This is a genomic window from Pseudomonas nitroreducens NBRC 12694 (assembly GCF_002091755.1).
Taxonomy (GTDB): Bacteria; Pseudomonadota; Gammaproteobacteria; order Pseudomonadales; family Pseudomonadaceae; genus Pseudomonas; species Pseudomonas nitroreducens.
This window is the reverse complement of the sequence record NZ_BDAI01000013.1, coordinates 115,923-141,473: the sequence shown is the minus strand read 5'-3', so window position 1 is coordinate 141,473 and position 25,551 is coordinate 115,923. Positions and strand designations below refer to the sequence as shown.

Annotated in this window: 20 protein-coding genes; 8 read left to right on the top strand and 12 right to left on the bottom strand. The window is 65.2% G+C overall.

Annotated features, from left to right (window positions below; translation table 11 throughout):
- Positions 1-16: 16 nt before the first annotated feature.
- Positions 17-334 carry a YqfO family protein gene (locus PNI01S_RS24415; protein WP_024762990.1) on the bottom strand — a complete coding sequence of 106 codons (318 nt, stop codon included), beginning with the start codon at positions 332-334 and terminating at the stop codon, positions 17-19.
- Between the two features lie 505 nt (positions 335-839).
- Between PNI01S_RS24415 and PNI01S_RS24410 the strand changes: the two genes are divergently transcribed.
- A complete protein-coding gene (locus PNI01S_RS24410; RefSeq protein ID WP_159457352.1) occupies positions 840-2,444 on the top strand; it encodes a B12-binding domain-containing radical SAM protein in 1,605 nt (534 codons plus the stop codon).
- A gap of 52 nt (positions 2,445-2,496) precedes the next feature.
- Here PNI01S_RS24410 and PNI01S_RS24405 read toward each other — a convergent pair whose 3' ends face one another.
- Both PNI01S_RS24405 and purL read right to left on the bottom strand, forming a co-directional pair.
- On the bottom strand, positions 2,497-2,727 hold the full coding sequence (locus PNI01S_RS24405; protein WP_205346025.1) for a CDGSH iron-sulfur domain-containing protein: 231 nt from the start codon (positions 2,725-2,727) through the stop codon (positions 2,497-2,499).
- 81 nt (positions 2,728-2,808) lie between these two features.
- Entirely contained in the window at positions 2,809-6,705 is a 3,897-nt protein-coding gene (gene purL / locus PNI01S_RS24400; protein WP_084359529.1) for a phosphoribosylformylglycinamidine synthase, read from the bottom strand.
- 290 nt (positions 6,706-6,995) lie between these two features.
- Between purL and mltF the strand changes: the two genes are divergently transcribed.
- The gene (gene mltF, locus PNI01S_RS24395) at positions 6,996-8,474 is read left to right on the top strand and encodes a membrane-bound lytic murein transglycosylase MltF (RefSeq protein ID WP_084359527.1); all 1,479 of its coding nucleotides are present in this window, start codon (positions 6,996-6,998) and stop codon (positions 8,472-8,474) included.
- Between the two features lie 42 nt (positions 8,475-8,516).
- Here the strand turns inward: mltF and tadA are convergent, their stop codons facing one another.
- From tadA to guaB, 4 genes are all read right to left on the bottom strand, one after another.
- Positions 8,517-9,035, bottom strand: coding sequence for a tRNA adenosine(34) deaminase TadA (tadA, locus tag PNI01S_RS24390; RefSeq protein ID WP_037006651.1), 519 nt, complete (start codon positions 9,033-9,035; stop codon positions 8,517-8,519).
- The gene (locus PNI01S_RS24385) at positions 9,023-10,426 is read right to left on the bottom strand and encodes a multicopper oxidase family protein (RefSeq protein ID WP_084359525.1); all 1,404 of its coding nucleotides are present in this window, start codon (positions 10,424-10,426) and stop codon (positions 9,023-9,025) included. The genes tadA and PNI01S_RS24385 overlap by 13 nt, the downstream gene beginning before the upstream one ends.
- Before the next feature lie 395 nt (positions 10,427-10,821).
- On the bottom strand, positions 10,822-12,399 hold the full coding sequence (gene guaA / locus PNI01S_RS24380) for a glutamine-hydrolyzing GMP synthase (protein ID WP_024762984.1): 1,578 nt from the start codon (positions 12,397-12,399) through the stop codon (positions 10,822-10,824).
- 81 nt (positions 12,400-12,480) lie between these two features.
- Positions 12,481-13,950, bottom strand: a complete 1,470-nt coding sequence (gene guaB / locus PNI01S_RS24375; protein WP_084359523.1) for an IMP dehydrogenase — start codon at positions 13,948-13,950, stop codon at positions 12,481-12,483.
- 148 nt (positions 13,951-14,098) lie between these two features.
- On the opposite strand from guaB, the gene xseA reads away from it, so the two are divergent.
- The 4 genes from xseA (at position 14,099) to PNI01S_RS24355 (ending at position 17,604) form a co-directional block, all read left to right on the top strand.
- Positions 14,099-15,478: an exodeoxyribonuclease VII large subunit gene (gene xseA, locus PNI01S_RS24370; protein ID WP_038803286.1), complete on the top strand. Its 1,380-nt coding sequence runs from the start codon at positions 14,099-14,101 to the stop codon at positions 15,476-15,478.
- 6 nt (positions 15,479-15,484) lie between these two features.
- Positions 15,485-16,240, top strand: coding sequence for a M15 family metallopeptidase (locus PNI01S_RS24365; protein WP_084359521.1), 756 nt, complete (start codon positions 15,485-15,487; stop codon positions 16,238-16,240).
- Positions 16,241-16,378: 138 nt separating this feature from the next.
- Positions 16,379-17,215: a M23 family metallopeptidase gene (locus PNI01S_RS24360; protein ID WP_084359519.1), complete on the top strand. Its 837-nt coding sequence runs from the start codon at positions 16,379-16,381 to the stop codon at positions 17,213-17,215.
- On the top strand, positions 17,215-17,604 hold the full coding sequence (locus PNI01S_RS24355) for a ribosomal maturation YjgA family protein (RefSeq protein WP_037015868.1): 390 nt from the start codon (positions 17,215-17,217) through the stop codon (positions 17,602-17,604). Before PNI01S_RS24360 ends, PNI01S_RS24355 begins: the two co-directional genes overlap by 1 nt.
- On the opposite strand, the gene PNI01S_RS24350 is transcribed toward PNI01S_RS24355, so the two are convergent.
- From PNI01S_RS24350 to PNI01S_RS24330, 5 genes are all read right to left on the bottom strand, one after another.
- On the bottom strand, positions 17,585-18,127 hold the full coding sequence (locus PNI01S_RS24350) for a GNAT family N-acetyltransferase (protein ID WP_084359517.1): 543 nt from the start codon (positions 18,125-18,127) through the stop codon (positions 17,585-17,587). The two genes, PNI01S_RS24355 and PNI01S_RS24350, sit on opposite strands and share 20 nt — an antisense overlap.
- On the bottom strand, positions 18,127-18,633 hold the full coding sequence (locus PNI01S_RS24345) for a copper chaperone PCu(A)C (protein ID WP_037015862.1): 507 nt from the start codon (positions 18,631-18,633) through the stop codon (positions 18,127-18,129). Before PNI01S_RS24345 ends, PNI01S_RS24350 begins: the two co-directional genes overlap by 1 nt.
- Before the next feature lie 129 nt (positions 18,634-18,762).
- A complete protein-coding gene (locus PNI01S_RS24340) occupies positions 18,763-20,133 on the bottom strand; it encodes a PepSY-associated TM helix domain-containing protein (RefSeq protein WP_084359515.1) in 1,371 nt (456 codons plus the stop codon).
- Between the two features lie 53 nt (positions 20,134-20,186).
- Positions 20,187-22,283 carry a TonB-dependent copper receptor gene (locus PNI01S_RS24335; protein ID WP_089285727.1) on the bottom strand — a complete coding sequence of 699 codons (2,097 nt, stop codon included), beginning with the start codon at positions 22,281-22,283 and terminating at the stop codon, positions 20,187-20,189.
- A gap of 105 nt (positions 22,284-22,388) precedes the next feature.
- Positions 22,389-22,847, bottom strand: coding sequence for a DUF2946 domain-containing protein (locus PNI01S_RS24330; protein WP_024762977.1), 459 nt, complete (start codon positions 22,845-22,847; stop codon positions 22,389-22,391).
- A gap of 400 nt (positions 22,848-23,247) precedes the next feature.
- On the opposite strand from PNI01S_RS24330, the gene leuA reads away from it, so the two are divergent.
- Together leuA and PNI01S_RS24315 are read left to right on the top strand one after the other, a co-directional pair.
- Positions 23,248-24,918 (top strand): 2-isopropylmalate synthase, encoded by a 1,671-nt coding sequence (gene leuA, locus PNI01S_RS24320; protein WP_024762976.1) that lies wholly within the window; start codon positions 23,248-23,250, stop codon positions 24,916-24,918.
- A 73-nt stretch (positions 24,919-24,991) separates the two neighbouring features.
- On the top strand, positions 24,992-25,468 hold the full coding sequence (locus tag PNI01S_RS24315) for a hypothetical protein (protein WP_024762975.1): 477 nt from the start codon (positions 24,992-24,994) through the stop codon (positions 25,466-25,468).
- Positions 25,469-25,551 lie beyond the last annotated feature (83 nt).

Genomic DNA, 25,551 nt, shown 5'->3' with positions numbered 1-25,551 from the left:
GCCTTTTTCGTATGGTTCAGAACACCATGTCCGACAGCCGCCAGACCTCGAAGGCCGGCGTCTCATAAGGATGAGCCTGCTTGAGGGCCTTGACCGAGTCATGGATCAACTCGTCGGCGACCACCATCTCCACCTTCCATTCGGCGACCTGCTCGATGCTGCCGGCCTGGCCGATGAACGGATTGCTGCCCTGCAAGGGGCGGAACTGTCCCTGTCCGAGTGCCTGCCAGCTACAGCTGTCGTAGGCACCGATGCGTCCTGCACCGGCGGCGAACACCGCTTTCTTGACCGATTCCAGATGGCTTTCCGGAACGTAGAAACACAGTTTGTACATCGGAGACTCCGATCGAAACGGGGACACGACCGTGGCAAGACGGGCCACGGGTGACAAATGCTGCCACAAATAGTGGCACTTTGCCTCTTGCGACCGACAAGTCGTCGTCCAAGTTCGACCGTCCGGCTCCCTGCTGGTTCGTCAGGGAGGTCCTTTGTATGAAATCTGTGACCGACTTCGAGCTCCACTTTGCCGAAGCGGTGAGCGGAAGCCGTCAGACTATTCCGCATAACCAACCTAGCTTGTTGAGCATTGAATGAGATTTTTCGAACGAAATTTCTTCTTACTGCGTAGGGTAAATCCCTAAGAGATTTTTTGGGCGCTCTGGTCACAGCACCCGCCGTGGGATGAGGCGATAACTGCACGGTCCTTCCCACTCGTACGGTACTGAACCATGAACGACCTCATCGCCCGCTCCAACCCCGACGGCTCCACGCGCCGCCAGAAACTTCTACTGATCTACCCACCGATGACCACCCCCACCTCGCCGCCCCTGGGTGCTCCGATGCTCAAGGGCTACATCGAGCGGGAACTGCCCAATTGGGACGTGAAGGTGCTGGACCTGAACCTGTGGTGCTACGAACGATTGTTCGAGATGTTGCGCAGCGGGTTCCTGCAGATACCCGGGACAAGCCCCAGCAGCCTCGCTGCACTGCTGGAAACACCAGACTTCTTCCGTGGCAAATCGATGAAGGACTTCTACGGCGACCCGGTCGCCTACGATCAACACGGTGAATTGCTGCTCACCCTCACGCACATGATGAGCGAAATACTCGGGCGCGAGGCCGATGACCTGCACCAGGGCGCCCACCTCACCCCGCTGCTCTCAGAAGCCTTCGACCTCATTATCAAGGAGCAGGCTGACTGCTATGGCTTCTCCATGATCTTCAGCCAGCAACTGCCCATCGGTGCGGCGTTCGGACGCCTGGTGCGGCAAGTCACCGGGCGCAAGGTCTTCTTTGGCGGCAGCTGCTTTACGGCAGGCGCGGAAGACTTCCTCCGCTGGTATCCCCATTCGGCAGACGTCATCATCGATGGCGATGGCGAAGAGCCTCTCAAGCAACTGCTGCTGCAAGGTGGCTCACCAGCGAATGTCCCGGGCGCCGTGTTTTTCGAGGCTGGTGAAGTCAAACGCAACCCCTCCGAATACCGTCGGGATATCGACGCCTACGGCAAGCCGGACTTCGGCGACCTGACGCTTGACCGCTATTACTCCCCCACTCCCGTCATCCCTTTGCTGCTGTCACGCGGCTGCTACTGGCGCCGCTGTACTTTCTGCGTGCATTACATGTCCGCCGGGCTGACTTATCGCCTGCATGGCCTGGAAATGGTCATCGACATGCTCCGAGGCTTTGTCGAAAAGGGCATCCGGCACTTCTCGTTCGTCGATGAAATGATCGCTCCCGGCCATTTTGCCAAGTTGGCGGATGCCATCATCGAGTCTGGCCTGGATATTTCCTACTACGCCCTGAGCAAGCCCAACCGCACCTTCACCCCCGAGATTCTCGCCAAGATGGCGCGTTCCGGTTGCAAGTACCTGCTCTGGGGCCTGGAAAGCGGCACACAACGCATTCTCGACCTGATGGACAAGGGCACGAAAATCGACGATGTCGAACAGGTATTGCGCAATGCCCACGCCGCGGGGATTGCCAACCATGTCTACATGATCTGCGGTTTCCCAACCGAAACCGAGGAAGAATTCCACAACACACTGCGCTTCCTGGACCGCAACCGCGACTACATCTACTCGATTCACCGCGGCACCTTCTCGCTGGAGCCTGGCTCCCCCATCCACAAGGAACAGGAACGCTTCGGCGTTACTCGCGCCTGGATGGCCCGTCCCACGCCCCTGGGCGGACGCTGGCACCATGAAACGGTCAGCGGCATGAATAGGGACGAAGTACAAGCGGTCTTCCGCGCGGCCCAGCCGTTCTTGCGGCGCTTCAACCCTTATGCGGTATTCCTGGCCAACTACCGGGATCACGCCATGCTGGTCTACGACAAGCTCGGCGCCGACGCGGTGCACAAGATGCCCCGTCACTTCCCCGACCTGAGCAAAGTGATTGAAGCCAGGAACAGCCAGACCACCACTGCGGACCTGATGAATTGATCCGTCGACACAGGCCACTCGCCACCGTTCTTCCTTCAGCCGTTCTGCGCCGCTAGCGAAGCTCCCGGCGCCTTGAATGCTGGCCATCGCAGTAGGGTAGTTCGGCAGACCGGCCGCAGCGGCAGAGCAGCAGGTAACGCTCGCGCTTCACCGTGAGTTCCAGCACATCCGGGCATTGCTCGGCAGCATCCGGCAGACTCGCGCAATGTCCGCAGCGACACAGGCGCAGCACCTGCCCCGACGTCACCGGGCGAACTTCGGGAAGCACGGGGTCGTCAGCCAAGGCAGCCTCCAGCGATGGCCAGGCAAAGAAAAAGGGGAAAGCCGAAGCTTTCCCCTTTTTCGTCACGCATGAAGGCCGAACTCAGCCGACCCAGACGCGGGCATTGCGGAACATGCGCATCCAGCCGCCATCCTCTTCCCACTCGTCCGGACGCCAGGAGTTCTGCACGGCGCGGAACACGCGCTCCGGGTGCGGCATCATGATGGTGACACGGCCGTCGCGGCTGGTCAGGCCGGTGATACCACGGGGCGAGCCGTTCGGGTTGGCCGGGTAGGTCTCGGTGACCTTGCCCAGGTTGTCGACGAAGCGCATGGCCACGGTACCGGACAGGTCGGCTTCGAGCAGGGCTTCCTCGCTTTCGAACTCCGCATGGCCTTCACCGTGGGCGATGGCGATCGGCAGGCGCGAACCGGCCATGCCCTGCAGGAAGATCGACTGCGACTCCTGCACCTGAACCATCGCCACGCGCGCCTCGAACTGCTCGGAGCGGTTGCGCACGAAGTGCGGCCAGAACTCGGTGCCGGGGATCAGCTCGTGCAGGTTGGACATCATCTGGCAACCGTTGCACACGCCGAGGGCGAAGCTGTCCTTGCGCTCGAAGAAGGCCTGGAAGCCATCGCGGGCACGGGCATTGAACAGGATCGACTTGGCCCAGCCTTCGCCGGCGCCCAGCACGTCGCCGTAGGAGAAGCCGCCGCAGGCCACCAGGCCCTTGAACTGCTCCAGGCTGATGCGGCCGGCGAGGATATCGCTCATGTGCACGTCGACTGCGGCGAAGCCGGCGCGGTCGAAGGCAGCCGCCATCTCGACCTGGCCGTTGACGCCCTGCTCGCGCAGGATGGCGATCTGCGGACGCACACCTTTCTTGATGTAGGGCGCGGCGATGTTGTCGTTGACGTCGAAGCTCAGCTTCACCGACAGGCCGGGGTTGTCCTCGTCCAGCAGGCCGTCGAATTCCTGGTCGGCGCAGTCGGCGTTGTCGCGCATGCGCTGGATGCGGTAGCTGGTTTCGCTCCAGATACGCTGCAGGTTGCGGCGCTGGTCGTTGAAGACGCGCTCGCCATTGAAGTCCAGGTTGATCTCGGCGCCGTTGACCGGCTGGCCGATGACGGCGACGCAGTCTTCCAGGCCGGCAGCGCTGAACTGGGCCAGCACTTCCGGGGTGGCGGCGGAGCGAACCTGGATGACGGCGCCCAGCTCTTCGTTGAACAGGGCGGCGGTCAGCTCGTCACGGCTGTCGGCCAGCGCGTCGAGGTTCAGGTCCAGACCGCAATGACCGGCGAAGGCCATTTCCACCACGGTGGCCATCAGGCCACCGTCGGAACGGTCGTGGTAGGCCAGCAGGTGGCCGTCGGCGTTCAGGCCCTGGATCACAGCGAAGAAGGCCTTCAGGTCTTCGGCATCGTCGACGTCCGGCGCAGCGCGGCCGATCCGGCCGTTGACCTGGGCGAGGATGGAGCCGCCCATGCGGTTCTTGCCACGGCCCAGATCGATGGCGATCAGGTCGGTCTCGCCCTTGTCCAGGCGCAGTTGCGGGGTCAGGGTCTTGCGTACGTCGTTGACCGGGGCAAAGCCGGAGATGATCAGCGACATCGGCGAGGTCACGCTCTTCTCGGCGTCGCCATCCTGCCAGCGGGTCTTCATGGACATGGAGTCCTTGCCCACCGGGATGGTGATGCCCAGCGCCGGACACAGTTCCATACCGACAGCCTTGACGGTGTCGTACAGGCGCGCGTCTTCGCCCGGGTGGCCGGCAGCGGCCATCCAGTTGGCGGAGAGCTTGATCTCGGAGATCTTGTCGATGCTCGCGGCGGCCAGGTTGGTGATGGTCTCACCGATCGCCATGCGGCCGGAGGCCGGGGCGTCGATCAGGGCCAGCGGAGTGCGCTCGCCCATCGCCATGGCTTCACCGGTGTAGACGTCGAAGCTGGTGGCGGTGACGGCGCAGTCGGCCACCGGCACCTGCCACGGGCCGACCAACTGGTCGCGCGCCACGAGGCCGGTGATGGTGCGGTCGCCGATGGTGATCAGGAAGTTCTTGCTGGCCACGGCCGGGTGACGCAGCACACGCTGAGTGGACTCGGTCAGGTCCAGGCCGACAGTGGCGAAGTCATCGCCCAGTTCGGCTTCGCGGGTGACCGAACGGTGCATGCGCGGCGGCTTGCCCAGCAGTACTTCCAGCGGCATGTCCACCGGATTGTTGCCGAAGTGGCTGTCGGCGACGGTCAGCTGCTTCTCTTCGGTGGCTTCACCGACCACGGCGAACGGGCAGCGCTCGCGCTCGCAGATGGCCTTGAAGGTCTCGAAGTCGGCGGCGTCGACCGACATCACGTAGCGTTCCTGCGACTCGTTGCACCAGATTTCCAGCGGGCTCATGCCCGGCTCGTCGTTGGGCACGGCGCGCAGTTCGAAGCGGCCGCCACGGCCGCCGTCGTTGATCAGTTCCGGCAGGGCGTTGGAGATGCCGCCCGCGCCCACGTCGTGGATGAACTTGATCGGGTTGTTCTCGCCCATCTGCCAGCAGCGGTCGATGACCTCCTGGCAACGGCGCTCCATTTCCGGGTTCTCGCGCTGCACCGAGGCGAAGTCCAGGTCAGCGGCGGACGCGCCGGTGGCCATGGAGGACGCGGCGCCGCCGCCCAGGCCGATCAGCATGGCCGGGCCGCCGAGTACGATCAGCTTGGCGCCGACCGAGATCTCGCCCTTCTGCACGTGGTCTTCGCGGATGTTGCCCAGGCCGCCGGCGATCATGATCGGCTTGTGGTAACCACGGACTTCCTCACCACGCGGAGTGGCGATGGCCTGCTCGAAGGTACGGAAATAACCGGCCAGGTTTGGGCGGCCGAATTCGTTGTTGAACGCGGCGCCGCCCAACGGGCCTTCGATCATGATGTCCAGCGGAGTGACGATGCGCTCGGGCTTGCCGTAGGGCACTTCCCAGGGCTGCTCGAAGCCGGGGATGTTCAGGTTGGAGACGGTGAAGCCGACCAGGCCGGCCTTCGGCTTGGCACCGCGGCCGGTTGCGCCTTCGTCGCGGATCTCGCCGCCGGAGCCGGTGGAGGCGCCGGGGAAGGGAGCGATGGCGGTCGGGTGGTTGTGGGTCTCCACCTTCATCAGGATATGCACGGGCTCTTCGCTCGCCGCGTACTCGCGGGTTTCCGCGTTCGGGTAGAAGCGGCCGGCGACGTAGCCTTTCATGACCGCAGCGTTGTCCTTGTACGCGGACAGCACGCCTTCGCGGTGCATTTCATAGGTGTTCTTGATCATGCCGAACAGGCTCTTGTCCTGCGACTGGCCGTCGATGTCCCAACTGGCGTTGAAGATCTTGTGGCGGCAGTGCTCGGAGTTGGCCTGGGCGAACATCATCAGCTCGACGTCGTGCGGGTTGCGACCCATCTCGACGAAGCTTTTCACCAGGTAGTCGATCTCATCGTCGGCCAGGGCCAGGCCCAGCTCAAGGTTGGCCTTCTCTAGCGCGGCGCGACCGCCGGCAAGGATGTCCACCACGGTCAGCGGCTTGGGCTGGGCGTGGCTGAACAGGGCGGAAGCCTCTTCGAGCTGGCTCAGAACCAGTTGGGTCATGCGGTCGTGCAGGCGGGCGGCAACGGCTTGTACGTCGGCCTCGCTCAGCTCACCGCTGACGTAGTAGGCGATGCCGCGCTCGATGCGCTCGATCTTGGCCAGGCCGCAGTTGCGGGCGATGTCCGAGGCCTTGCTCGACCAGGGCGAGATGGTGCCGAAGCGCGGCACCACCAGGAACAGACGGCCGGCGGGCTCCTGCACCGGGACGCTCGGGCCGTATTTCAGCAGGCGCGCCAGGACTTGTTCTTCCTCGGCGTTGAGGGCTCCGGTGACCTCGGCGAAGTGCGCAAACTCGGCATACAGCCCGGTGACGGCGGGCACATGCTGGGTCAGCAGGTCGAGCAGTTTGCCGTGGCGGAAAGCGGAAAGGGCGGGAGCACCGCGCAGGATCAGCATTGTCGGAACAGCCTCTGGAGACGGGGAAGTGTGTGGGGCCGGACGGGCCGGCCCACAGAGGCCGTGCATTCTACCGTAAAGCGCTGCGTGGCGGCAGCTCTCAAGCGCCTTCCTTGCCGTTGCTCCCGCGAAAATCGCCATTCATCTTCGAATGCCTTCGAGCGACGGCCGCGCGAGCGCTTGCGTCCGGGCCTCCGTGTCCGACAGGCCGACGAACGGCGCGCCAGCTAGCAGAGAAGCCGTCGGCTGTCGAGATATGGCGCACAACTGCCTTTGCGTATACTGCCCTGATGCTTGCCCTGACTGTGTCCCGTGTGCGCTGCACCGCCTGGATCTTGGCGACCTGTATCTTTCTGCTGCTTTGCGGCTGTAGCGAGGCGAAAGCCCCGACGGCCCTCGAGCGCGTGCAGAAGGACGGCGTGCTGCGCGTGATCACCCGCAACAGTCCGGCCACCTACTTCCAGGACCGCAACGGCGACACCGGCTTCGAGTACGAGCTGGCCAAGCGCTTTGCCGACAGCCTGGGCGTACAGCTGCAGATCGAAACCGCCGACAACATCGACGACCTCTATGATCGCATCGGCCGCGACGGCGGGCCGAACCTGGCTGCCGCCGGACTGACGCCGGGCGGCGAACGCGATAGCCAGGTGCGCTACTCGCACTCCTACCTCGACGTCACCCCGCAGGTTGTCTACCGCAACGGTGCCCAGCGCCCTACCCGCCCGGACGACCTGGTGGGCAAGCGCATCGTCGTCCTGAAAGGCAGCAGCCACGCCGCGCAACTGGCCGAACTGAAGAAGCAGTACCCCAAGCTGGAGTACCGCGAATCCGATGCCGACGAAATGGTCGACCTGCTGCGCATGGTGGACGTCGGCGAGATCGACCTGACCCTGGTCGACTCCAACGAACTGGCAATGAACCAGGTGTATTTCCCCAACGTTCGTGTCGCCTTCGACCTTGGCGACGCCAAGGGGTTGGCCTGGGCGCTGCCGGCCGGGGATGACAACAGCCTGCTGGAGAAGGTCAACGCCTTCCTCGACAAGGCCAAGCAGGATGGTCTGCTGCAGCGCCTGAAGGACCGCTATTACGGCCATGTGGACGTGCTCGGTTATGTCGGCGCCTACACCTTCGCCCAGCATCTGCAGCAACGCCTGCCCAAGTACGAACAGCACTTCCGCCAGAGCGGTACCAAGCTCGAGGCAGACTGGCGCCTGCTGGCGGCCATCGGCTACCAGGAGTCGATGTGGCAGCCCGACGCGACCTCCAAGACCGGCGTGCGCGGCCTGATGATGCTGACCAACCGCACCGCCCAGGCCATGGGCGTGGCCAATCGCCTGGACCCGAAGCAGAGCATCCAGGGCGGCAGCAAGTACTACGTGCAGATCAAGGACGAGCTGCCCGACAGCATCAAGGACCCGGACCGCATGTGGTTCGCCCTGGCCGCCTACAACATCGGCGGCGCGCACCTCGACGACGCGCGCAAGATGGCCGAGCAGCAGGGCCTCAACCCGAACAAGTGGCTGGATGTGAAGAAGATGCTGCCGCGCCTGTCGCAGAAGCAGTACTACCGCAAGACCCGCTACGGCTATGCGCGCGGCGGCGAGACGGTGCACTTCGTGCAGAACGTGCGCCGCTACTACGACATCCTCACCTGGGTAACCCAGCCGCAGATGGAAGGCGGCCAGCTCGCCGAGAGCGGCCTGCACCTGCCGGGCGTGAACAAGACCAAGCCCGACGATGACGACGACGGGCGGGATCAGAAGCTCTGAGCTGATCCACGCCGACTCGCGCTCCTACAACTCCAGAAGTGCTCAGCCCTTGCGACGCGCCTTGAAGAAGGCAGAGAGCATCGCGCTGCATTCCTCTCCCAGCACTCCACCTTCCACCAGCACCCGGTGGTTGAGGAAGCCCTGTTCGAAGAAGTTGCCCCGGCTGACCACCACGCCCGACTTGGGCTCGGTGGCGCCGAACACCACGCGCTGGATGCGCGAGTGCACCAGCAGGCCGGCGCACATGCTGCAGGGTTCGAGGGTGACATAGAGCGTGCTGCCGGGCAGTCGGTAGTTCTGCGCGGCGGCGGCGGCCTCGCGGATGGCGACCATTTCCGCATGGGCGCTGGGGTCGTGGGAGGTGATCGGGCGGTTGAAGCCTCGGCCGATGACCTGGCCGTCCAGCACCAGCACGGCGCCCACGGGCACTTCGCCCAGCGCCGCGCCCTGCTCGGCCAGAGCCATGGCTTCACGCATGAAGGGGATGTCCTGGCTGCGGTCGATGACCGGCGCCAGCCCCTTCACCGTCGGATGCCCCTTGCTGTTGGTCAGCCGCACCATGCCTCGCCCACCGCGATGGTTCCCATCAGCCCGGTCTCCATGTGATCGATCACGTGGCAGTGGAACATCCACAGGCCGGGGTTATCCGCCACCAGCGCCACGCGTGCCGTCTCATTCTTGCCCAGCAGGTAGGTGTCGGTGAAGTACGGGATGATGTCGCGGCGATCCGAATCCAGCACCTTGAAGGCCATGCCGTGCAGGTGGATCGGATGCTGGTACTGGGTCATGTTGCGCAGCACGAAGATATAGCTGTTGCCTTCCTTGAGCTTGGCCAGCGGCGGCGCGTTGTGCTTGTGCTCCTCACCGCCCTGCCAGGCCACGCCGTTGATCTGCCACAGCGACGGCGCCGACTGCCCCTTGGAGTAGTCGGACATGGCGCCGACCCACTCGAATTTGAAGTTGATGGTCTCGGCGTTCTTCAGGTCCGGCTCGGCCACCGGGTTGCGCGGCAGCGGCGCCGGCCACTTGGCGGTGGGCGCTTTCGGGTTGGCGACGCCACGGATGGTCGCCAGACGCACCGGGCCATTGCGCAGAGACAGCTCGGCGCCTTCCGCCGGGCCGCGGATGCCCAGTTCCAGGCGCATGCCCGGGCCGATCCAGTACTGGTCATTCGGACCCTTGCCGAAATCGCGCGGCTCCACCGGGTGGCCGTCGATGGCATAGATCTTCGCCTCGGCGTCCGGCAGGTTGAGGCGGTAGGTCACGGTGTTGTCGACGTTGAGGATACGCACGCGGACGATCTCGCCGGCCGGCAATTCGATCACCGGGGTACGTTCGCCGTTGATGGTCGACAGGCGTCCGCGAGTCCCTTCGCGCGCGGCCTCGCGCGGTACGCTGAAGGCCGTGAAGTTGCCCTCCTCGTCCACGTGCCAGGTCTTCAGGTTGAGGATCTTTTCGCTGGTGAACTCGGAGGGCTCGCGCTCGTCGATGATCAGCGGCCCGACCAGGCCGCGGCCCAGTTGCTCGCTGCTCATCAGGTGCGGGTGGTACCAGTAGCTGCCGGCGTCCGGCGTCTTGAACTGGTAGATGAAGCTCTCGCCCGGCTGCACCGGCGGCTGCGAGATGTAGGGCACGCCGTCCATCTCGATGGGCAGGCGGATGCCGTGCCAGTGGATGGTGGTCGGCTCGTCCAGCTTGTTGGTGAAGCGCACGCGCAGCCAGTCGCCCTGGCGCGCACGGATTTCCACACCGGGTGCCTGGCCGCCATAACCCAGACCAGGGGTCTTGTGGCCGGGCACCAGCTCCAGGTCCAGCGGCGCGGCGATCAGTTCGTAATCATGCTCGGCGGCTACCTGCGGGCGCGCCAGCCAGATGCGCGCGCCACCGGCGCCCAGGCCGACGACGGCCAGGCCAGCGAGGCCACCGAGTACTTGTCTACGGGTAAACGACATGGGTCCAGACTCCTCGAACAAGGGACTTGCGACCCCATCGGCTTTCACGGAGGTTGGCGCGTTCGCGCCCGGCGCCAGGCTCTTGCGGCCGGCTGCATTGCTCCGCTTCCCACATAGGAAGCAGAAGGCAACTGTGCATGAAGGCGCAAACGCCTCTCATGCGCCAGGTCAAGGACAGGTATCCCCGTCCTCGCCTGTCGAAGAAAGCGGCGAGATTGCCGCTTTCCTCGTTAAGGAAACGTTAAAACCTGAATTCGATCTCGCGAGCTAGAGCCGTAGTAGGCGGAAAGCGCCCGAAGAGCGGAGTTTACAGCTGTAAATGGGCACCTGAGGGCGCTTTCCAACGCCCTACGGCCGACGCGCAGCAGATCAAAGCAGGTTTTAGACGTCTCCGATCATTCCCACTCGATGGTGGCTGGCGGCTTGCTCGACACGTCGTAGGTGACGCGGGAGATGCCGTCGATCTCGTTGATGATGCGATTCGAGACCTTCTCCAGCAGCTCGTACGGCAGGTGCGCCCAGCGAGCGGTCATGAAGTCGATGGTTTCCACGGCGCGCAGCGCAACGACCCAGGCGTAACGGCGGCCATCGCCGACCACGCCGACGGATTTCACCGGCTGGAACACCACGAAGGCCTGGCTGGTCTTGTGGTACCAGTCGAAGTTGCGCAGCTCTTCGATGAAGATGTGGTCCGCGCGACGCAGCAGGTCGGCGTACTCCTTCTTCACCTCGCCGAGGATGCGCACGCCCAGGCCCGGGCCCGGGAACGGATGGCGGTAGACCATGTCGTAGGGCAGGCCCAGCTCCAGGCCGATCTTGCGGACTTCGTCCTTGAACAGCTCGCGCAGCGGCTCGACCAGTTCGAACTGCATGTCCTCGGGCAGGCCGCCGACGTTGTGGTGCGACTTGATCACGTGGGCCTTGCCGGTCTTGGCGCCGGCCGACTCGATCACGTCGGGGTAGATGGTGCCCTGGGCGAGGAACTTCACGTCCTTCAGCTTGGTGGCTTCCTCATCGAAGACTTCGATGAAGCTGCCGCCAATGATCTTGCGCTTCTGCTCCGGGTCACTGACGCCGGCCAGACGGCTGAGGAACTTCTCTTCGGCGTTGGCGCGGATCACCTTGACGCCCATGTTCTCGGCGAACATGGCCATCACCTGGTCACCCTCGTGCAGGCGCAGCAGGCCGTTGTCGACGAAGACGCAGGTCAGCTGGTCGCCGATGGCCTTGTGCAGCAGGGCTGCGACCACCGAGGAGTCCACGCCGCCGGACAGGCCCAGCAGCACTTTGGAGTTGCCGACCTGGGCACGCACGGTGGCGATGGCGTCGTTGACGATGTTGGACGGAGTCCACAGGGCTTCGCAGCCGCAGATGTCCAGCACGAAGCGCGAGAGGATGCGACCGCCCTGCTTGGTGTGGGTCACTTCCGGATGGAACTGCACGCCGTAGTAGCCACGGGCATCGTCCGCCATGGCGGCGATCGGGCAGCTCGGGGTGCTGGCGAGGATGTGGAAGCCGGCCGGAATCTCGGTAACCTTGTCGCCGTGGCTCATCCACACGTCGAGGCCGAAGACGCCGTCCTCATCCACGTGATCTTCGATGCCGTCGAGCAGGCGGGCCTTGCCGACTACGTCGACGCGGGCGTAGCCGAACTCGCGCAGGTCCGAACCCAGCACCTTGCCGCCCATCTGCTCGGCCATGGTCTGCATGCCGTAGCAGATACCGAACAGCGGCACCTTGAGGTCGAACACCGCCTGCGGCGCGCGCGGGCTGTTGGCCTCGTGCACCGACTCCGGGCCGCCGGCCAGGATGACGCCGCGCGGGGCGAAGGCACGAACCTCGTCGTCGCTCATGTCGAACGGATGGATCTCGCAGTACACGCCGATCTCGCGGACGCGGCGGGCGATCAGCTGGGTGTACTGGGAGCCGAAGTCGAGGATCAGGATCCGGTGAGCGTGAATGTCTTGGGCCATGGCCATCTCTCGTAGCGAAATTCTTAAACGACACGGGGCTGTATCAACCAGCCCCGTGTCCGACTCATTAACCTGAAACCCTCAACCTACGCGGTAGTTCGGGGCTTCCTTGGTGATCTGTACATCGTGGACGTGGGACTCGGCCATGCCGGCGCCGGTGATGCGCACGAACTGCGGCTTGGTGCGCATGTCCTGGATATCGGCGCTGCCGGTGTAGCCCATGGCGGCGCGCAGGCCACCCATCAGCTGGTGGACGATGGCGGTCAGCTGTCCTTTATAGGGCACGCGGCCTTCGATGCCTTCGGGTACCAGCTTCTCGGCGCCGGCGGAGGCGTCCTGGAAGTAGCGGTCGGAGGAACCGGTGGAACCGGCCATGGCGCCCAGGGAGCCCATGCCACGGTAGGACTTGTAGGAGCGACCCTGGAACAGCTCGATCTCGCCCGGCGCTTCTTCGGTACCGGCGAACATCGAACCCATCATCACGCAGTAGGCGCCAGCCACCATGGCTTTGGCCAGGTCGCCGGAGAAGCGGATGCCGCCGTCGGCGATCAGCGGAACGCCGGTGCCTTCCAGGGCAGCGGCGACGTTGGCGATGGCGGAGATCTGCGGCACGCCGACGCCAGCGACGATACGGGTGGTGCAGATGGAGCCCGGGCCGATGCCGACCTTGACGGCGTCGGCGCCAGCGTCAGCCAGTGCCTTGGCCGCTTCGCCGGTGGCGATGTTGCCGCCGATGACCTGGACTTGCGGGAAGGTTTCCTTGACCCAGCGGACGCGATCGATCACGCCTTTGGAGTGGCCGTGGGCGGTATCGACGACAACCACGTCAACGCCGGCCGCGACCAGGGCGGAAACACGCTCGCCGGTATCGGCGCCAGTGCCGACCGCAGCGCCGACGCGCAGGCGGCCCAGGTCATCCTTGGACGCCAGCGGGTAGATCTTGGCCTTCTCGATGTCGCGGAAGGTCACCAGGCCAGTGAGGTAGAAGTTCTCGTCGACGATCAGCATCTTCTCGATGCGGTTCTCGTAGAGCGCCGCCTTGATCTCTTCCAGCGGGGTGTTCTCGCGGGCAGTGACCAGTTTGTCCTTCGGGGTCATGATCGCGGCCACGCTGTCGCCGATGTTCGGCTTCACGCGCAGGTCGCGGCCGGTGACGATACCGACCAGTTCACCCTCTTCCACCACCGGGAAGCCGGAGAAACCGTACTCGCGGGCGATCTGCAGCAGCTCGATGATCTTGGTCGACGGGGTCACGGTGACCGGGTCGCGAACAATCGCGGTCTCGTGCTTCTTGACCTTGCGGACCTCGGCGGCCTGCTGCTCGATGCTCATGTTCTTGTGGATGATGCCGATGCCGCCTTCCTGCGCCATGGCGATGGCCAGGCGGGCTTCGGTCACGGTATCCATCGCGGCGGACACCAGCGGGATGTTCAGTTCGATGCCACGGGTCAGGCGAGTCTTCAGACTCACGTCCTTGGGCAGGACTTCCGAATAACCTGGGATCAGGAGGACGTCGTCGAAAGTGAGGGCTTCTTGGCTGATGCGCAGCATGGCGGGGGCTCCCGATCGGGAAAAATGGAAGCGCGGCATTATATCCCAGCTGGGGGCTGCGGCTCAACGTGACCTGACGATCTGAATAAGGCCTTTCTCCACCTTGCGTGCTGGCCCCTGTCCACAGGCCCGCTTATCATCCTTCGCCATGCAGAACGATCCCTTCCAACGGCTGGGCCTCGACCGCGAGGTTCTGACCGTCAGCCAGCTAAACCAGCGCGCCCGCCACCTGCTGGAGGACGTGTTCCCGCAGGTGTGGGTCGAGGGCGAGATCTCCAACCTCGCGCGGCCCGCGTCCGGTCACCTGTACTTCACCCTCAAGGACAGCAACGCCCAGGTGCGTTGCGCGCTGTTCCGGCAGAACGCCCTGCGGGTGCGCCAGGCCCTGCGCGACGGCCTGGCCGTGCGGGTGCGCGGCAAGATTTCGCTGTTCGAAGGGCGCGGCGACTACCAATTGATCGCCGACACCGTCGAACCCGCCGGCGATGGCGCGCTGCGACTGGCCTTCGAGGCGCTGAAAGAGAAACTCGCCGCCGAAGGCTTGTTCGCCGCCGAGCGCAAGCGCGAACTTCCGGCTCATCCCCGGCGCATCGGCATCGTCAGCTCGCCCACCGGCGCGGTAATCCGCGACATCATCAGCGTGTTCCGCCGCCGCGCGCCGCAGGTCGAGCTGACCCTGGTCCCAACCGCCGTACAGGGCCGCGAAGCCATCGGGCAGATCGTCCGCGCGCTCAAGCTGGCCGACGCGCAGGGCTTCGACGCGCTGATCCTGGCCCGTGGCGGCGGCTCGCTGGAAGACCTCTGGTGCTTCAACGAGGAACCGGTGGCCCGCGCCATCGCCGCCTGCGTGACGCCCATCGTCAGCGCCGTGGGCCACGAAACCGACGTATCCATCAGCGATTTCGTCGCCGACGTGCGCGCACCGACGCCCTCGGCCGCCGCCGAGCTGCTGGCGCCCCACAGCGGCGACCTGCAACAGCGCCTGGACAGCCTGCGCCGCCGGCTGATCCTGCGCATCCAGGACCGTCTGACCCGCGAACGGCTGCGCCTGGAAGGCACCGCGCGGCGCCTGCGCCACCCCGGCGAGCGCCTGCGCCAGCAGTCCCAGCGCCTGGACGACCTGGACATGCGCCTGCGCCGCGCCTTCGAGCGCCAGCTGCAGATCCGCCAGGAGCGTGTGGCACGCCTGGATACTCGCCTCGCAGCGCAACACCCTGGGCGCAACCTGGCCCTGCTGCGCCAGCGCCTGGACAACCTCAGCGCCCGCCTGCCCCGCGCTACCAACGCGATCCTGCGCGAACAGCGCCAGCGCCTCGACAGCCTGATGCAGACGCTGCACATCGTCAGCCCGCTGGCGACACTGGGGCGCGGTTACAGCATCCTGCTGGACGACAAGGGCCAGGCGATCCGCAGCGCCACGCAGACGAAGAACGGTCAGCGCCTCAAGGCCAAGCTGGGCGACGGCGAGCTGGAAGTGCGCGTGGAAGACAACCACCAGGCGCCCGTCACCCTGTCGCTGCTGGACTGAGAACCGATGACCGACCTGCTCGCACCGATCCTGCCGCAACCCGATCCGGACTGGGCCGAGGCCTTCCGCGTGCCTATCGTCGAGTGCCACCAGCCGCTGCAGGCCATGGGCATCGCCACGGGTTTCGCGGTATGGCCGGCCTATCACCGCCTCGGCGTGCCCAACGCGCAACCGGAGTGCTATGCCCGAACGGGAGTATTCGAGCGCCTGTTGCACGCCGCCAGCCTGCTGCCCGACGGCCTGCGCCTGGTCATCCTCGATGCCTGGCGGCCGTTCGCCGTGCAGCAACACCTGTACGACACGCTCTACGACATCCTCCGCCAGCACCAGCCAGACGCCGACCCAGCCGAGCTGACCCGGCGCACCCGCGAATTCGTCGCGCCGCCCAGCACCCGCGCCGAATCGCCGAGCCCGCACCTGACCGGCGGCGCCATCGACCTGACCCTGTGCGACAGCGAAGGCCGCTGGCTGGACATGGGCAGCCTGTTCGACGAAGCCACGCCGCGCTCCTATACCCGCCATTACGAAGAGATCGCCGCGCCGGACGAGCAGCAGGGGCGCATCCGCGACAACCGTCGGATCCTGTTCAACGCCATGAGCGATGCAGGGTTCAGCAACCTGTCCAGCGAATGGTGGCACTACGACTACGGCGACCAGCTGTGGGCCGCGCACCTGGGCAAGCCCCACGCCATCTATGGCCCGGCGCAGGTGCTGCCGCTGGAACAGCTGTGGCGCCAGCAGCTCGAGGGCCTGCTCCGTTAGCTTTCTCCTCTGCCGGGGAGCCCGGACCTGCAGGAGCGCCCTGCCACGACGTTCCGCTTTCGACGAAATCGTCCCGCTCGCCGAAGAGCGCCGTGTAGACTGCCCGCTTCATCCGCCGACACGTCCACGGATTGCGCCATGTTCCGACTCTTCTGCCTGCTCGCCGCCACCCTCCTCGCCCTGCCCGCCCACGCCGAAGGCTTCATCAGCCGTACCCTGAACAAGCCAGTGCCCGGCGGTGTCGTCGTGGTGCAACTGGGCCAGGATGCCGCCGTGCCCACCGCCACCTTCCAGGGCAAGCCGGTGCTGGTGGTGCGCGAGGAAGGCCGCGACTGGATCGCCATCGTCGGCATCCCGCTGACCACCAAGGCCGGCAACCAGCAGATCGCCGTGAAGCAGGCCGGCGCGAGCCGCAACCTCGGTTTCACCGTCGGCGCCAAGCACTATAAAGAGCAGCGCATCACCCTGAAGAACACCCGCCAGGTGAACCCATTGCCCGAGGACCTCAAGCGCATCAACCGCGAACTGGCCGAGCAGACCGCCGCCTACCGCAGCTTCAGCCCCGGCACGCCGAGCAACCTGGTGCTGGACAAGCCGGTCGACGGCCCGCTCTCCAGCCCCTTCGGCCTGCGCCGTTTCTTCAATGGCGAGGAGCGCAACCCGCACTCGGGCCTCGACTTCGCCGTGCCCGCCGGCACGCCGATCAAGACACCGGCCGCCGGCAAGGTAATCCTGATCGGCAACTACTTCTTCAACGGCAAAACCGTGTTCGTCGACCACGGCCAGGGCTTCATCAGCATGTTCTGCCATATGTCGAAGATCGACGTGAAACTCGGCGATCAGCTCCCACGCGGTGGCGTGGTCGGCCGTGTCGGCGCCACCGGCCGCGCCACCGGGCCGCACATGCACTGGAACGTCAGCCTGAACGACGCCCGCGTCGACCCGGCGATCTTCATCGGCGCGTTCAAGCCCTGATGCGACTTCGTTTCGATGGGCGCAGTGCGCTGTTCGCGCTGCTCTGGTTCGCCGTGCTGGTCTGGCTGGCCACGGCCGGCGCGCACCTCGGCTGGCTGCGCGGCTTCGGCGGCGACGTGCTGGCGGTGATCTGGCTGTACTGCCTGTTTCGCGCGGCGCTGGATGCACCGGCGCACTGGCTCGCCGGCGCGGCGCTGGCCTGCGGGCTGCTGATCGAATTCGGCCAGTTCCTCGCCGCGACCCTCCACTGGCAGATCGGCAACCGCGCACTGCGCATCGTGCTGGGCGCCACGCCGGACTGGCTGGACGTGCTGGCCTACTGCATCGGCTTCGCGCTGATTCTCGCGGCGCGGCAGACCCGCTTGGCTCTCAGGCCAGCGGGTAACTGAAGAACAGCGCCATCTCCCCGGGCAGCACCTGCGCCGGGTCGTAGAGGTCGGTGGAAAGCCCGCTGAGGGAGAAGCCGCGCGAGCGGTAGAAGCCTACCGCCGGCAGGTTGAGGTTCTGGGTTTCCAGCCACAGGTGGCGCGCCTCGGTGCCACGCGCCCAGTCCAGGCAGCCTTCCAGCAGTTGCTTGCCTACGCCCAACCCGCGCGCCTCGGGGAGGACGAACAGGTCGTCCAGTACCGCACGGCGATTCCAGATTTCGTAGCGGGCGATAGCGAAGCCCAGACGTTCGCCTTCTTCGTCGACGACCACGGCGGTCCAGTCGGCCGCCGCGACGTCATCTTTCAGATCAGCGAAGGGATAGCGCTTGGTCTGCGTCTCGGCCAGTCGCTCCTCGCGCAGGATGAAACCATCGGCGGCACTCTCGACACGCAGGATCGAGTCGCTCGAGTAGCTGCCGTCGAAACCCAGCAGCCACTCGCCGTCTTGCGCCCACACCAAGGGGCGCAGGAGCCGGTCGCTCATCAGTTCATCTGCATGCCGTGCATGTCGTGGCCCATGTCGGTGCCCCCTTCTGTTCCTTTAGAGAGTGGGGCTTCTTTCTGCACGGCGATCTCGACCTTCACGTCGCCGGCCTTCTGGAAGTGCAGGGTCAGCGGAAAGCGCTCGCCATCGGTGAGCGGCTTCTTCAGGCCGAACAGCATCAGGTGGTACTGGCCAGGCGCGAAGACGACCTTGCCGCCGGCAGGAATATCCACGCCCTCGACTTTCTGCATTTTCATCATGCCGTCCTTCTCCACGTGCTGGTGGATTTCGGCGCTGGCGGCGCGGTCGGTGTCGGCGCCGAGCAGGCGGTCCGCGTCCTTGCCGTGGTTCTGCACGATGAAGTAGGCCGCGCCGTTCACCGAGTTGGCCGGCAGCAACAGCGACCAGGGATGGTCGATGTGCAGGTTGCCAGCCTCGTATTCGTGGGCCATGGCGGCCCCGGAGAAGCCCAGCAGGACAGCGAAAGCGAGCAGGGTTTTACGCATGTTCGAGACTCCAGTTGGCTTGTGATCGGTTCCGCCGGATCGGCGGCAAAACATCGGGCGGCGGACGAAACGATCGCGCCGCAGCATAGCCTGCCTCGCGGCAGGCGTCAGGGTTGAACAGCGCACGCATCAACCCAGCGCCGGGCTGCGCGACTTGAGGCGCGACAGCACCGCCCAGTCCAGCGCCCACACCAGCAGCAGCGACGCGCCCACCAGCGGGAAGGCGACACCGAGGATGATCATGAGCGCCACCCCGCCCTTCCATACCGGCAGCGCGTGCGGCATCGGCGGCACGCCGAGTCGCCCCTGCGGACGGCGCTTCCACCATATCCACAGGCCGCTGACGGCGCTGAGCAGGATCATCAGGCAGACGCCGAGCATGAGCAGTTGGTTGAACAGGCCGAACATCTTGCCCTCATGCAGCATCACGCCGGACTCGACGCCCTTGGCCACCAGCCCGTAGTCCTTCCAGCGCACGTCGGCGAGCACCTTGCCGGTGTACTGGTCGATGTGCAGGGTGGCGTCGTTGCGCGAGTCGTCGGCGAACACCGAGACGGTGAACACGCCTTGCTCGCCCTTGGGCAATGCGATGGAGTAGCCCGGCGTCACGCCGGCCTTGTCCGCAATGTCGACCACTTGTTGCAGGCTGATCTGCGGCATCGCCATACCGCCGGAGCCGTGGGCCATGTGCTCGGCATGGGCGCCGCCGGACATCGGCATCGGGGTGTTTTCCATCGCCCACGGGATGGTCTGGCGGTGCGCTTCGTTGAGCGTGCGCGCTTCCAGGTCCGACTTCGGCACGTCGTTCCACATGGCCACCGGGAAGCGGTTCCACACGTCGGCGAAGGATTTGCCCCAGAAGCCTGTCCAGGTCATGCCAGTGAGCAGCATGAACAGCATCAGCAGCGAGCCCCAGAAACCAACCACCACATGGACTTCACGCCAGAGCGCACGGCCGCTGCGGGACAGGTCCGGCCAGAGCAGCACGCGCAGCGAACGCTTGCGCGGCCACCACAGATAAAGGCCGGAGACGACGAGCACGATGCCCCAGCCAGCGGCCAGCTCGATCAGTCGGTCGCCGACAGTGCCGATCATCAGCTCGCCGTGCAGCGCGCGAGCCATGGCCTGCAAATTGGACTTGGCATCCTGCACGCCGAGCAGCTTGCCGCTGTACGGATCGACGAAGGCATTCACTTCGCGCCCATCGAGCTGGGTGACGAACTGCGCGCTGCGGTCGGCGGCCGGTGCCGGCAAATACTGGCTGACCTGCAACTGCGGGTTCTGGTGATGCAGGTGCATCAGTTGCTCATCGGCGGACAGGCGCACCTCGCCCGGTTTCACCGTCAGCAGGTCGCTGTACATCAGCGGATCGAGCTGCGGCTTGAACAGGTAGATGATGCCGGTGAGCGACAGCAGGATCATGAACGGCGCGACGAACAGCCCGGCATAGAAGTGCCAGCGCCAGGCCAGGTTGTAGAAATCGAATGTCTTGTGCTGCATTCGTTGATCTCCTCACGCAAGGAGGCCCCCGACGGGCGGGGGCCGGTCGGGCATTAGAACGAGAAGTCCACTTTGGTCCAGAACGTGCGCCCCGGCTCGTGGATCGATTCGGGGTCGTTGGCCGGGTAGCCGAAGCCGGCGTTGCCCGCCAGATTCAGGTGCTCGGCGTAGTCCTTGTCGAACAGGTTGTCGACGCCGGTGCTGACCTTGAGGTTCTTGCTCAGCTTGTACGCGCCGTTGAGAGAGAACACCGCGAAACCGGGGCTTTCGTCGAAGTCGTAACCCACCACGTTGCCCTGGTTCTCGGCGATGCGGCCCTGGCGCGCGACCACGCGCCAGAGACCGCCGGCGCTCCAGTCGCCTTCCTCGTAGCTCAGGCCGAAACGCGCCTCCAGCGGCGGCATCTGCGGCAGCGCGGTGTCGTCGGTAGTGTTCTTGCCCCAGGCGTATGCCAGGGTGCCGTCGGCGGTCCAGTTGCTGGTCAGCGCGTAAGCCGCGCCCAGTTCGCCACCCATGATCCGTGCATCGACGTTCCGCGCCTGGGAGGTGCGGCCCATCATGCCGCCGGGCATGTAGTCGAACAGGATGTAGTCGCGGATCACGCCGACATAGCCGGACGCCCAGGCCTTGAGCTTCTCGTCCTCGTACTGCGCGCCGAAGTCCAGCTGGGTGGTTTTCTCCGGCTTGATGCTGTCGAAGGCATTGACCGAGCCGGTCGGTCCCTTGTCCGGGGAGAACAGCTCCCAGTAGTCGGGGAAGCGCTGCACGTGGCCAAGGCCGACATAGAGCGTGGTCGGCGTGTCGGCCAGGTCGTGCTCATAGCGCGCGAAGCCGCTGGGCAGCGTGTCGGCGCGGGTGTCGTCGGCCGTGGGGTTGGGCATCGCCATCATCCCCGAGCCGGTGCTCTGCCGATAATCCTTGACCGAGGCGCGGTCCAGGCGCGCACCGGTGATCACGCGGTCGCGGTCGGCGGCGTACCAGGTCAGCTCGCCAAAGGCGCCGTAGTTGTGGAAAACGGCATCCTTGTCCCACGGCTGCTCGTCATAAGTATTGATACCCATGCCGGAGCGTTCGCGGTGCTCGTTGGTCTGCGCGTCAACGCCGGTGATCAACTTGAAGTCGTCCCAGCGCCAGGTGGCGGCCAGGCGCCCGCCGAGGGTCCGGCGGTCGACGTTGGAAGCCATCGGGCCGGCCATCATGCCCATGCCCGACGGCGTGCGCAGGCTGTAGTTGTCCATCACGTGGTCGGCGTAGTTGTAGTAGACCTGCGCCTCCAGCTTGTCGAGCACTTCGCCGATGTTGGACTTCTCGAAGCGCAGGCCGAGGCTCTCGCGCTTGAACTGCGAGCCATCCATGCCGCGTCCGGCGTAACGCGCTTCACCGTCGCCCTTGCCGGCGGTGAGCTCGACCAGGGTGTCGGCGTCCGGCGTCCAGCCCACGGCCACGTCGCCGTTCCACTTGTTCCAGCGCGAGGGCACGGTGTTGCCGCTGCCGTCCTCGTAGTCATCGGACTGCGACTTGTTGCCGATGACCCGCACGTAGCCCAGCGGTCCACCGGCGGCGGCGTCCAGCACGCGGTCGAAGCGGCCGTTGGAGCCGGCGGTGAGGCTGCCGTTGATTCGCGTGCCCAGTTCGCCGAAGCGCTCCGGCTCACGGTCGAAGCGGATGGTGCCGGCCGAGGCGCCGGGGCCCCAGATCACGGTCTCCGGGCCCTTGACCACGGTGAGCTTGTCGAAGGTTTCCGGCGAGATATAAGAGGTGGGCGCGTCCATCCGTGCCGGGCAGGCACCGAGCATGGTGGTGCCGTTGGTGAGGATGTTCAGGCGCGAGCCGAACATGCCGCGCAGCACCGGGTCACCGTTGGTGCCGCCGTTGCGGATGGCGGAGAAGCCGGGAATGGTCTTGAGATAATCGGCGCCGTCGCTGGCGGGGATCGGCTGACGCGGCTGCTTGGGGTCGGTGACGATGGTCAGCGGCGAACTCTGCGCCACGGCGGTAATGACGCTGGGCGACAGTTCGGTGACATGCGAAGAGTGATCTTCCTCTTCGGCCATCGCCGGGACGGCAGTGAAACCGCCAAGGGCGGTCAGCGCGCACAGGGCGCGCAAGCCGACGGCACGTTGCCGACGGCGCATTTGCATGCGGGACATTCCATTAATTCCATGATCGGTGATGACGCCCGCTCCACGCGTACTCGCACGGCGCGCAAGCGAATGCAGGCATCCGCGCCGGGGTCGGGGAGTCGGGATTGCGGGTCAGCCGATCAGGGCAGGAGGTGCGCGCGAGCGGGCGCCGGGGAAGACCGGCGAGGCGGGAATACTAGAGGAGGAGAGCTGTGCGACAGGGGCCCCAGCGACCGGCATGCTGTGATCGAGCAGAACCGGTGGCGGCGTCAGCGGCGGGCTGTGGATCAGCAGGCTGCAGTAGCCGCACTTCTCCATGAAGGCGTCGGCGGTGAGCGGTTGCTCGCCGTGGGAAGTCGGTGCCGCGTGTTGTGCAGCAGCCCGGTGCCCGTCCGAACAGGCCATCTCGTCCATGGCGGCGACCGCCGCACCATGGTCCATGGCCTTGCCATGCTCCATCGGCATGACGTGATCCATAGGCATGGCGTGATCCATCGGCATCGACTGGGAAACCAGCGGGCCGACATAGATCATCAGCATGGCGAACAGCGCCAGCCAGGTTCCTACGCCTTGTCGCGTGCGACGGGTCACGAAATGTCCTTGGGGATGGTGGGCCCCGCCTGAGGCGAGGTGCGCAATGATCGCATGGAGTGACAAAGCTCCGCTGCGGCAAGTAGACGCAGAATCAGTTAAGCACAGCGTTAAGCGCTAGGAAAAATTGCTCAAAATCAATTATTCAAACAATTTAATCTCACAGGACATTCTCCAGAGACTATTTCTACCAAATTTCCCCAAATGCTTGCCATTGGTCTTCCAGGCCTTTAGCTTGGCACTCATGAAAACCGCACACACCCTCATCCTGCTTCGCCAACACGCCTGCCTGCGCCTGGTCAGCCCGCGACTGCGTGGCTGAGCCCCCCTCCCCCGGTTTCGCCTCATTCAGATTTTTATGCGCCGGCCCCGCAGGCCGCAGAGAACAAGGATTCCGCTCATGAGCATGTTGAAAGACCCGTCGAAGAAATACCGCGCCTTCACCCAGATCACCCTGCCCGACCGTACCTGGCCGGACAAGATCATCGACAAGGCGCCGATCTGGTTGTCCACCGACCTGCGCGACGGCAACCAGTCCCTGATCGAGCCGATGGACGCCGAGAAGAAGATGCGCTTCTTCAAGTGCCTGGTGCAGGTCGGCCTGAAGGAAATCGAAGTGGGCTTCCCGTCCGCCTCGCAGACCGACTTCGACTTCGTTCGTGAGCTGATCGAGGGCGGCCATATTCCCGATGACGTCACCATCCAGGTACTGACCCAGGCTCGCGATGACCTCATCGAGCGCACCTTCGAGTCCCTCAAGGGCGCGAAGAAAGCCATCGTCCACTACTACAACGCCTGCGCACCGAGCTTCCGCAAGATCGTCTTCAACCAGGACAAGGCCGGCGTGAAAGCCATCGCCGTGGCCGCTGGCCAGACCATCAAGCGCCTGGCCGCCGCCGCGCCGGAAACCCAGTGGGGCTTCGAGTACTCGCCGGAGGTGTTCAGCTCCACCGAGACCGATTTCGCCGTCGAGGTGTGCAACGCGGTGATCGACGTGTTCCAGCCGACCCCGGCGAACCGTCTGATCCTCAATCTGCCTGCCACCGTCGAGTGCGCCACGCCGAACAACTATGCCGACCAGATCGAGTGGTTCGGCCGCCAGATCAACAAGCGTGACAGCGTGCTGATCAGCCTGCACACCCACAATGACCGTGGCACGGGCGTAGCCGCGTCGGAACTGGCGCTGATGGCCGGTGCCGACCGCGTCGAAGGCTGCCTGTTCGGCAACGGCGAGCGCACCGGCAACCTGTGCCTGGTGACCATGGCGCTGAACATGTACACCCAGGGCATCGACCCCGAGCTGGACTTCTCCGACATCGACGCCGTGCGCAAGGTGGTGGAAGAGTGCAACCAGATTCCGGTGCACCCGCGCCACCCGTACGTGGGCGACCTGGTCCACACCGCCTTCTCCGGCTCCCACCAGGACGCCATCCGCAAGGGCTTCGCCCAGCAGAAAGACGACGCCGTGTGGGAAGTGCCGTACCTGCCGATCGACCCGGCGGACATCGGCCGCAGCTACGAAGCGGTGATCCGTGTGAACAGCCAGTCCGGCAAGGGCGGCATCACCTTCCTGCTCGAACAGGAATACGGCATCAGCCTGCCGCGCCGCATGCAGATCGAGTTCAGCCAGGTCGTGCAGAACGAGACCGACCGCCTCGGCCTGGAAATGACCGCCGAGCAGATCTACACCCTGCTGCAGACCGAGTACCTGCAGGCCGTCTCCCCGTTCGGCCTGAAGAACTACCGCCTGCAGGAAGAGAACGGTATCTGCGCCATCGACATCGACGTGACTCACAAGGGCGAACAGCACCGTTGGCACGGCAAGGGCAAGGGCACCCTGGAAGCCCTGGTTGCCTCGCTGCCGGTGGATGTCGAGATCATGGACTACAACGAGCACGCCATCGGCGCCGGCACCAACGCCCGCGCGGCCGCCTACATCGAACTGCGCGTCGAGGGTGGTCGTTCGCTGCACGGCATCGGCATCGATGAAAACATCACCACCGCCAGTTTCCGCGCGCTGTTCAGCGCCCTGAACCGTGCGGTGACGCTGGGCCACGCGAAAGCCGCGTAAGCCCGGTAATAAAGCAGTCCCCTTTGCCCCGGACGCCTCGTGCGTCCGGGGCTGTTTTCAACGGAGTGAAAACATGACCGATACATCGCAGGACAACCCTTTCCAGACGCCCGCCGCCGTACTTCAGGACGGCCCCGCCGTCGCCACGGGCGAACCGCTCTACCGTCTCGCCGCCGTGGGCATCGCCACCTTCTTCGGCACGCCGGTCGCCGGAGCCTGGATCATCGTCCAGAACCTCAAACGTCTGGGCCGCCACGCCCAGGTGCGCAACGCCTGGATCACCGGGATCGGCGCCCTCATTGCGATCTTCCTGCTGGGCATGTTCCTGCCGGATAGCGTCCCCGCCACCCCCATCAACATTGCCGCCGTCTTCGGCATGTATCACTACGCCAAGCAGCACACCGGCGGCGCCGTCGAGCAGCATGCGGCCCAGGGTGGCCAGTTCGCCTCCAACTGGCGCGCTTTCGGCGTCAGCCTGCTGTTCCTCCTCGCCGTCATGGCCGTGGTCTTCGGCGGAGCCTTTGTCCTGGCTCTGTTCGGACTGATCTGAATCATCCTCCGCACATCACCTAAAGATTCCCCCTAGCCCCCTAGGGGGAAGTCTCCGCAATGCTGGGGCTCGCCCCGATTACT

Bases quoted from the DNA above. Each gene is read 5' to 3' on its own strand.
- guaA (WP_024762984.1), bottom strand. From the start codon at position 12,399: ATGGCCCAAGACATTCACGCTCACCGGATCCTGATCCTCGACTTCGGC.
- mltF (WP_084359527.1), top strand. From the start codon at position 6,996: ATGCTTGCCCTGACTGTGTCCCGTGTGCGCTGCACCGCCTGGATCTTG.
- leuA (WP_024762976.1), top strand. From the start codon at position 23,248: ATGAGCATGTTGAAAGACCCGTCGAAGAAATACCGCGCCTTCACCCAG.
- purL (WP_084359529.1), bottom strand. From the start codon at position 6,705: ATGCTGATCCTGCGCGGTGCTCCCGCCCTTTCCGCTTTCCGCCACGGC.
- PNI01S_RS24415 (WP_024762990.1), bottom strand. From the start codon at position 334: ATGTACAAACTGTGTTTCTACGTTCCGGAAAGCCATCTGGAATCGGTC.
- PNI01S_RS24335 (WP_089285727.1), bottom strand. From the start codon at position 22,283: ATGTCCCGCATGCAAATGCGCCGTCGGCAACGTGCCGTCGGCTTGCGC.
- PNI01S_RS24355 (WP_037015868.1), top strand. From the start codon at position 17,215: ATGCGACTTCGTTTCGATGGGCGCAGTGCGCTGTTCGCGCTGCTCTGG.
- PNI01S_RS24350 (WP_084359517.1), bottom strand. From the start codon at position 18,127: ATGAGCGACCGGCTCCTGCGCCCCTTGGTGTGGGCGCAAGACGGCGAG.
- PNI01S_RS24345 (WP_037015862.1), bottom strand. From the start codon at position 18,633: ATGCGTAAAACCCTGCTCGCTTTCGCTGTCCTGCTGGGCTTCTCCGGG.
- PNI01S_RS24340 (WP_084359515.1), bottom strand. From the start codon at position 20,133: ATGCAGCACAAGACATTCGATTTCTACAACCTGGCCTGGCGCTGGCAC.
- guaB (WP_084359523.1), bottom strand. From the start codon at position 13,950: ATGCTGCGCATCAGCCAAGAAGCCCTCACTTTCGACGACGTCCTCCTG.
- tadA (WP_037006651.1), bottom strand. From the start codon at position 9,035: ATGGTGCGGCTGACCAACAGCAAGGGGCATCCGACGGTGAAGGGGCTG.
- PNI01S_RS24360 (WP_084359519.1), top strand. From the start codon at position 16,379: ATGTTCCGACTCTTCTGCCTGCTCGCCGCCACCCTCCTCGCCCTGCCC.
- xseA (WP_038803286.1), top strand. From the start codon at position 14,099: ATGCAGAACGATCCCTTCCAACGGCTGGGCCTCGACCGCGAGGTTCTG.
- PNI01S_RS24365 (WP_084359521.1), top strand. From the start codon at position 15,485: ATGACCGACCTGCTCGCACCGATCCTGCCGCAACCCGATCCGGACTGG.
- PNI01S_RS24385 (WP_084359525.1), bottom strand. From the start codon at position 10,426: ATGTCGTTTACCCGTAGACAAGTACTCGGTGGCCTCGCTGGCCTGGCC.
- PNI01S_RS24315 (WP_024762975.1), top strand. From the start codon at position 24,992: ATGACCGATACATCGCAGGACAACCCTTTCCAGACGCCCGCCGCCGTA.
- PNI01S_RS24410 (WP_159457352.1), top strand. From the start codon at position 840: ATGCTCAAGGGCTACATCGAGCGGGAACTGCCCAATTGGGACGTGAAG.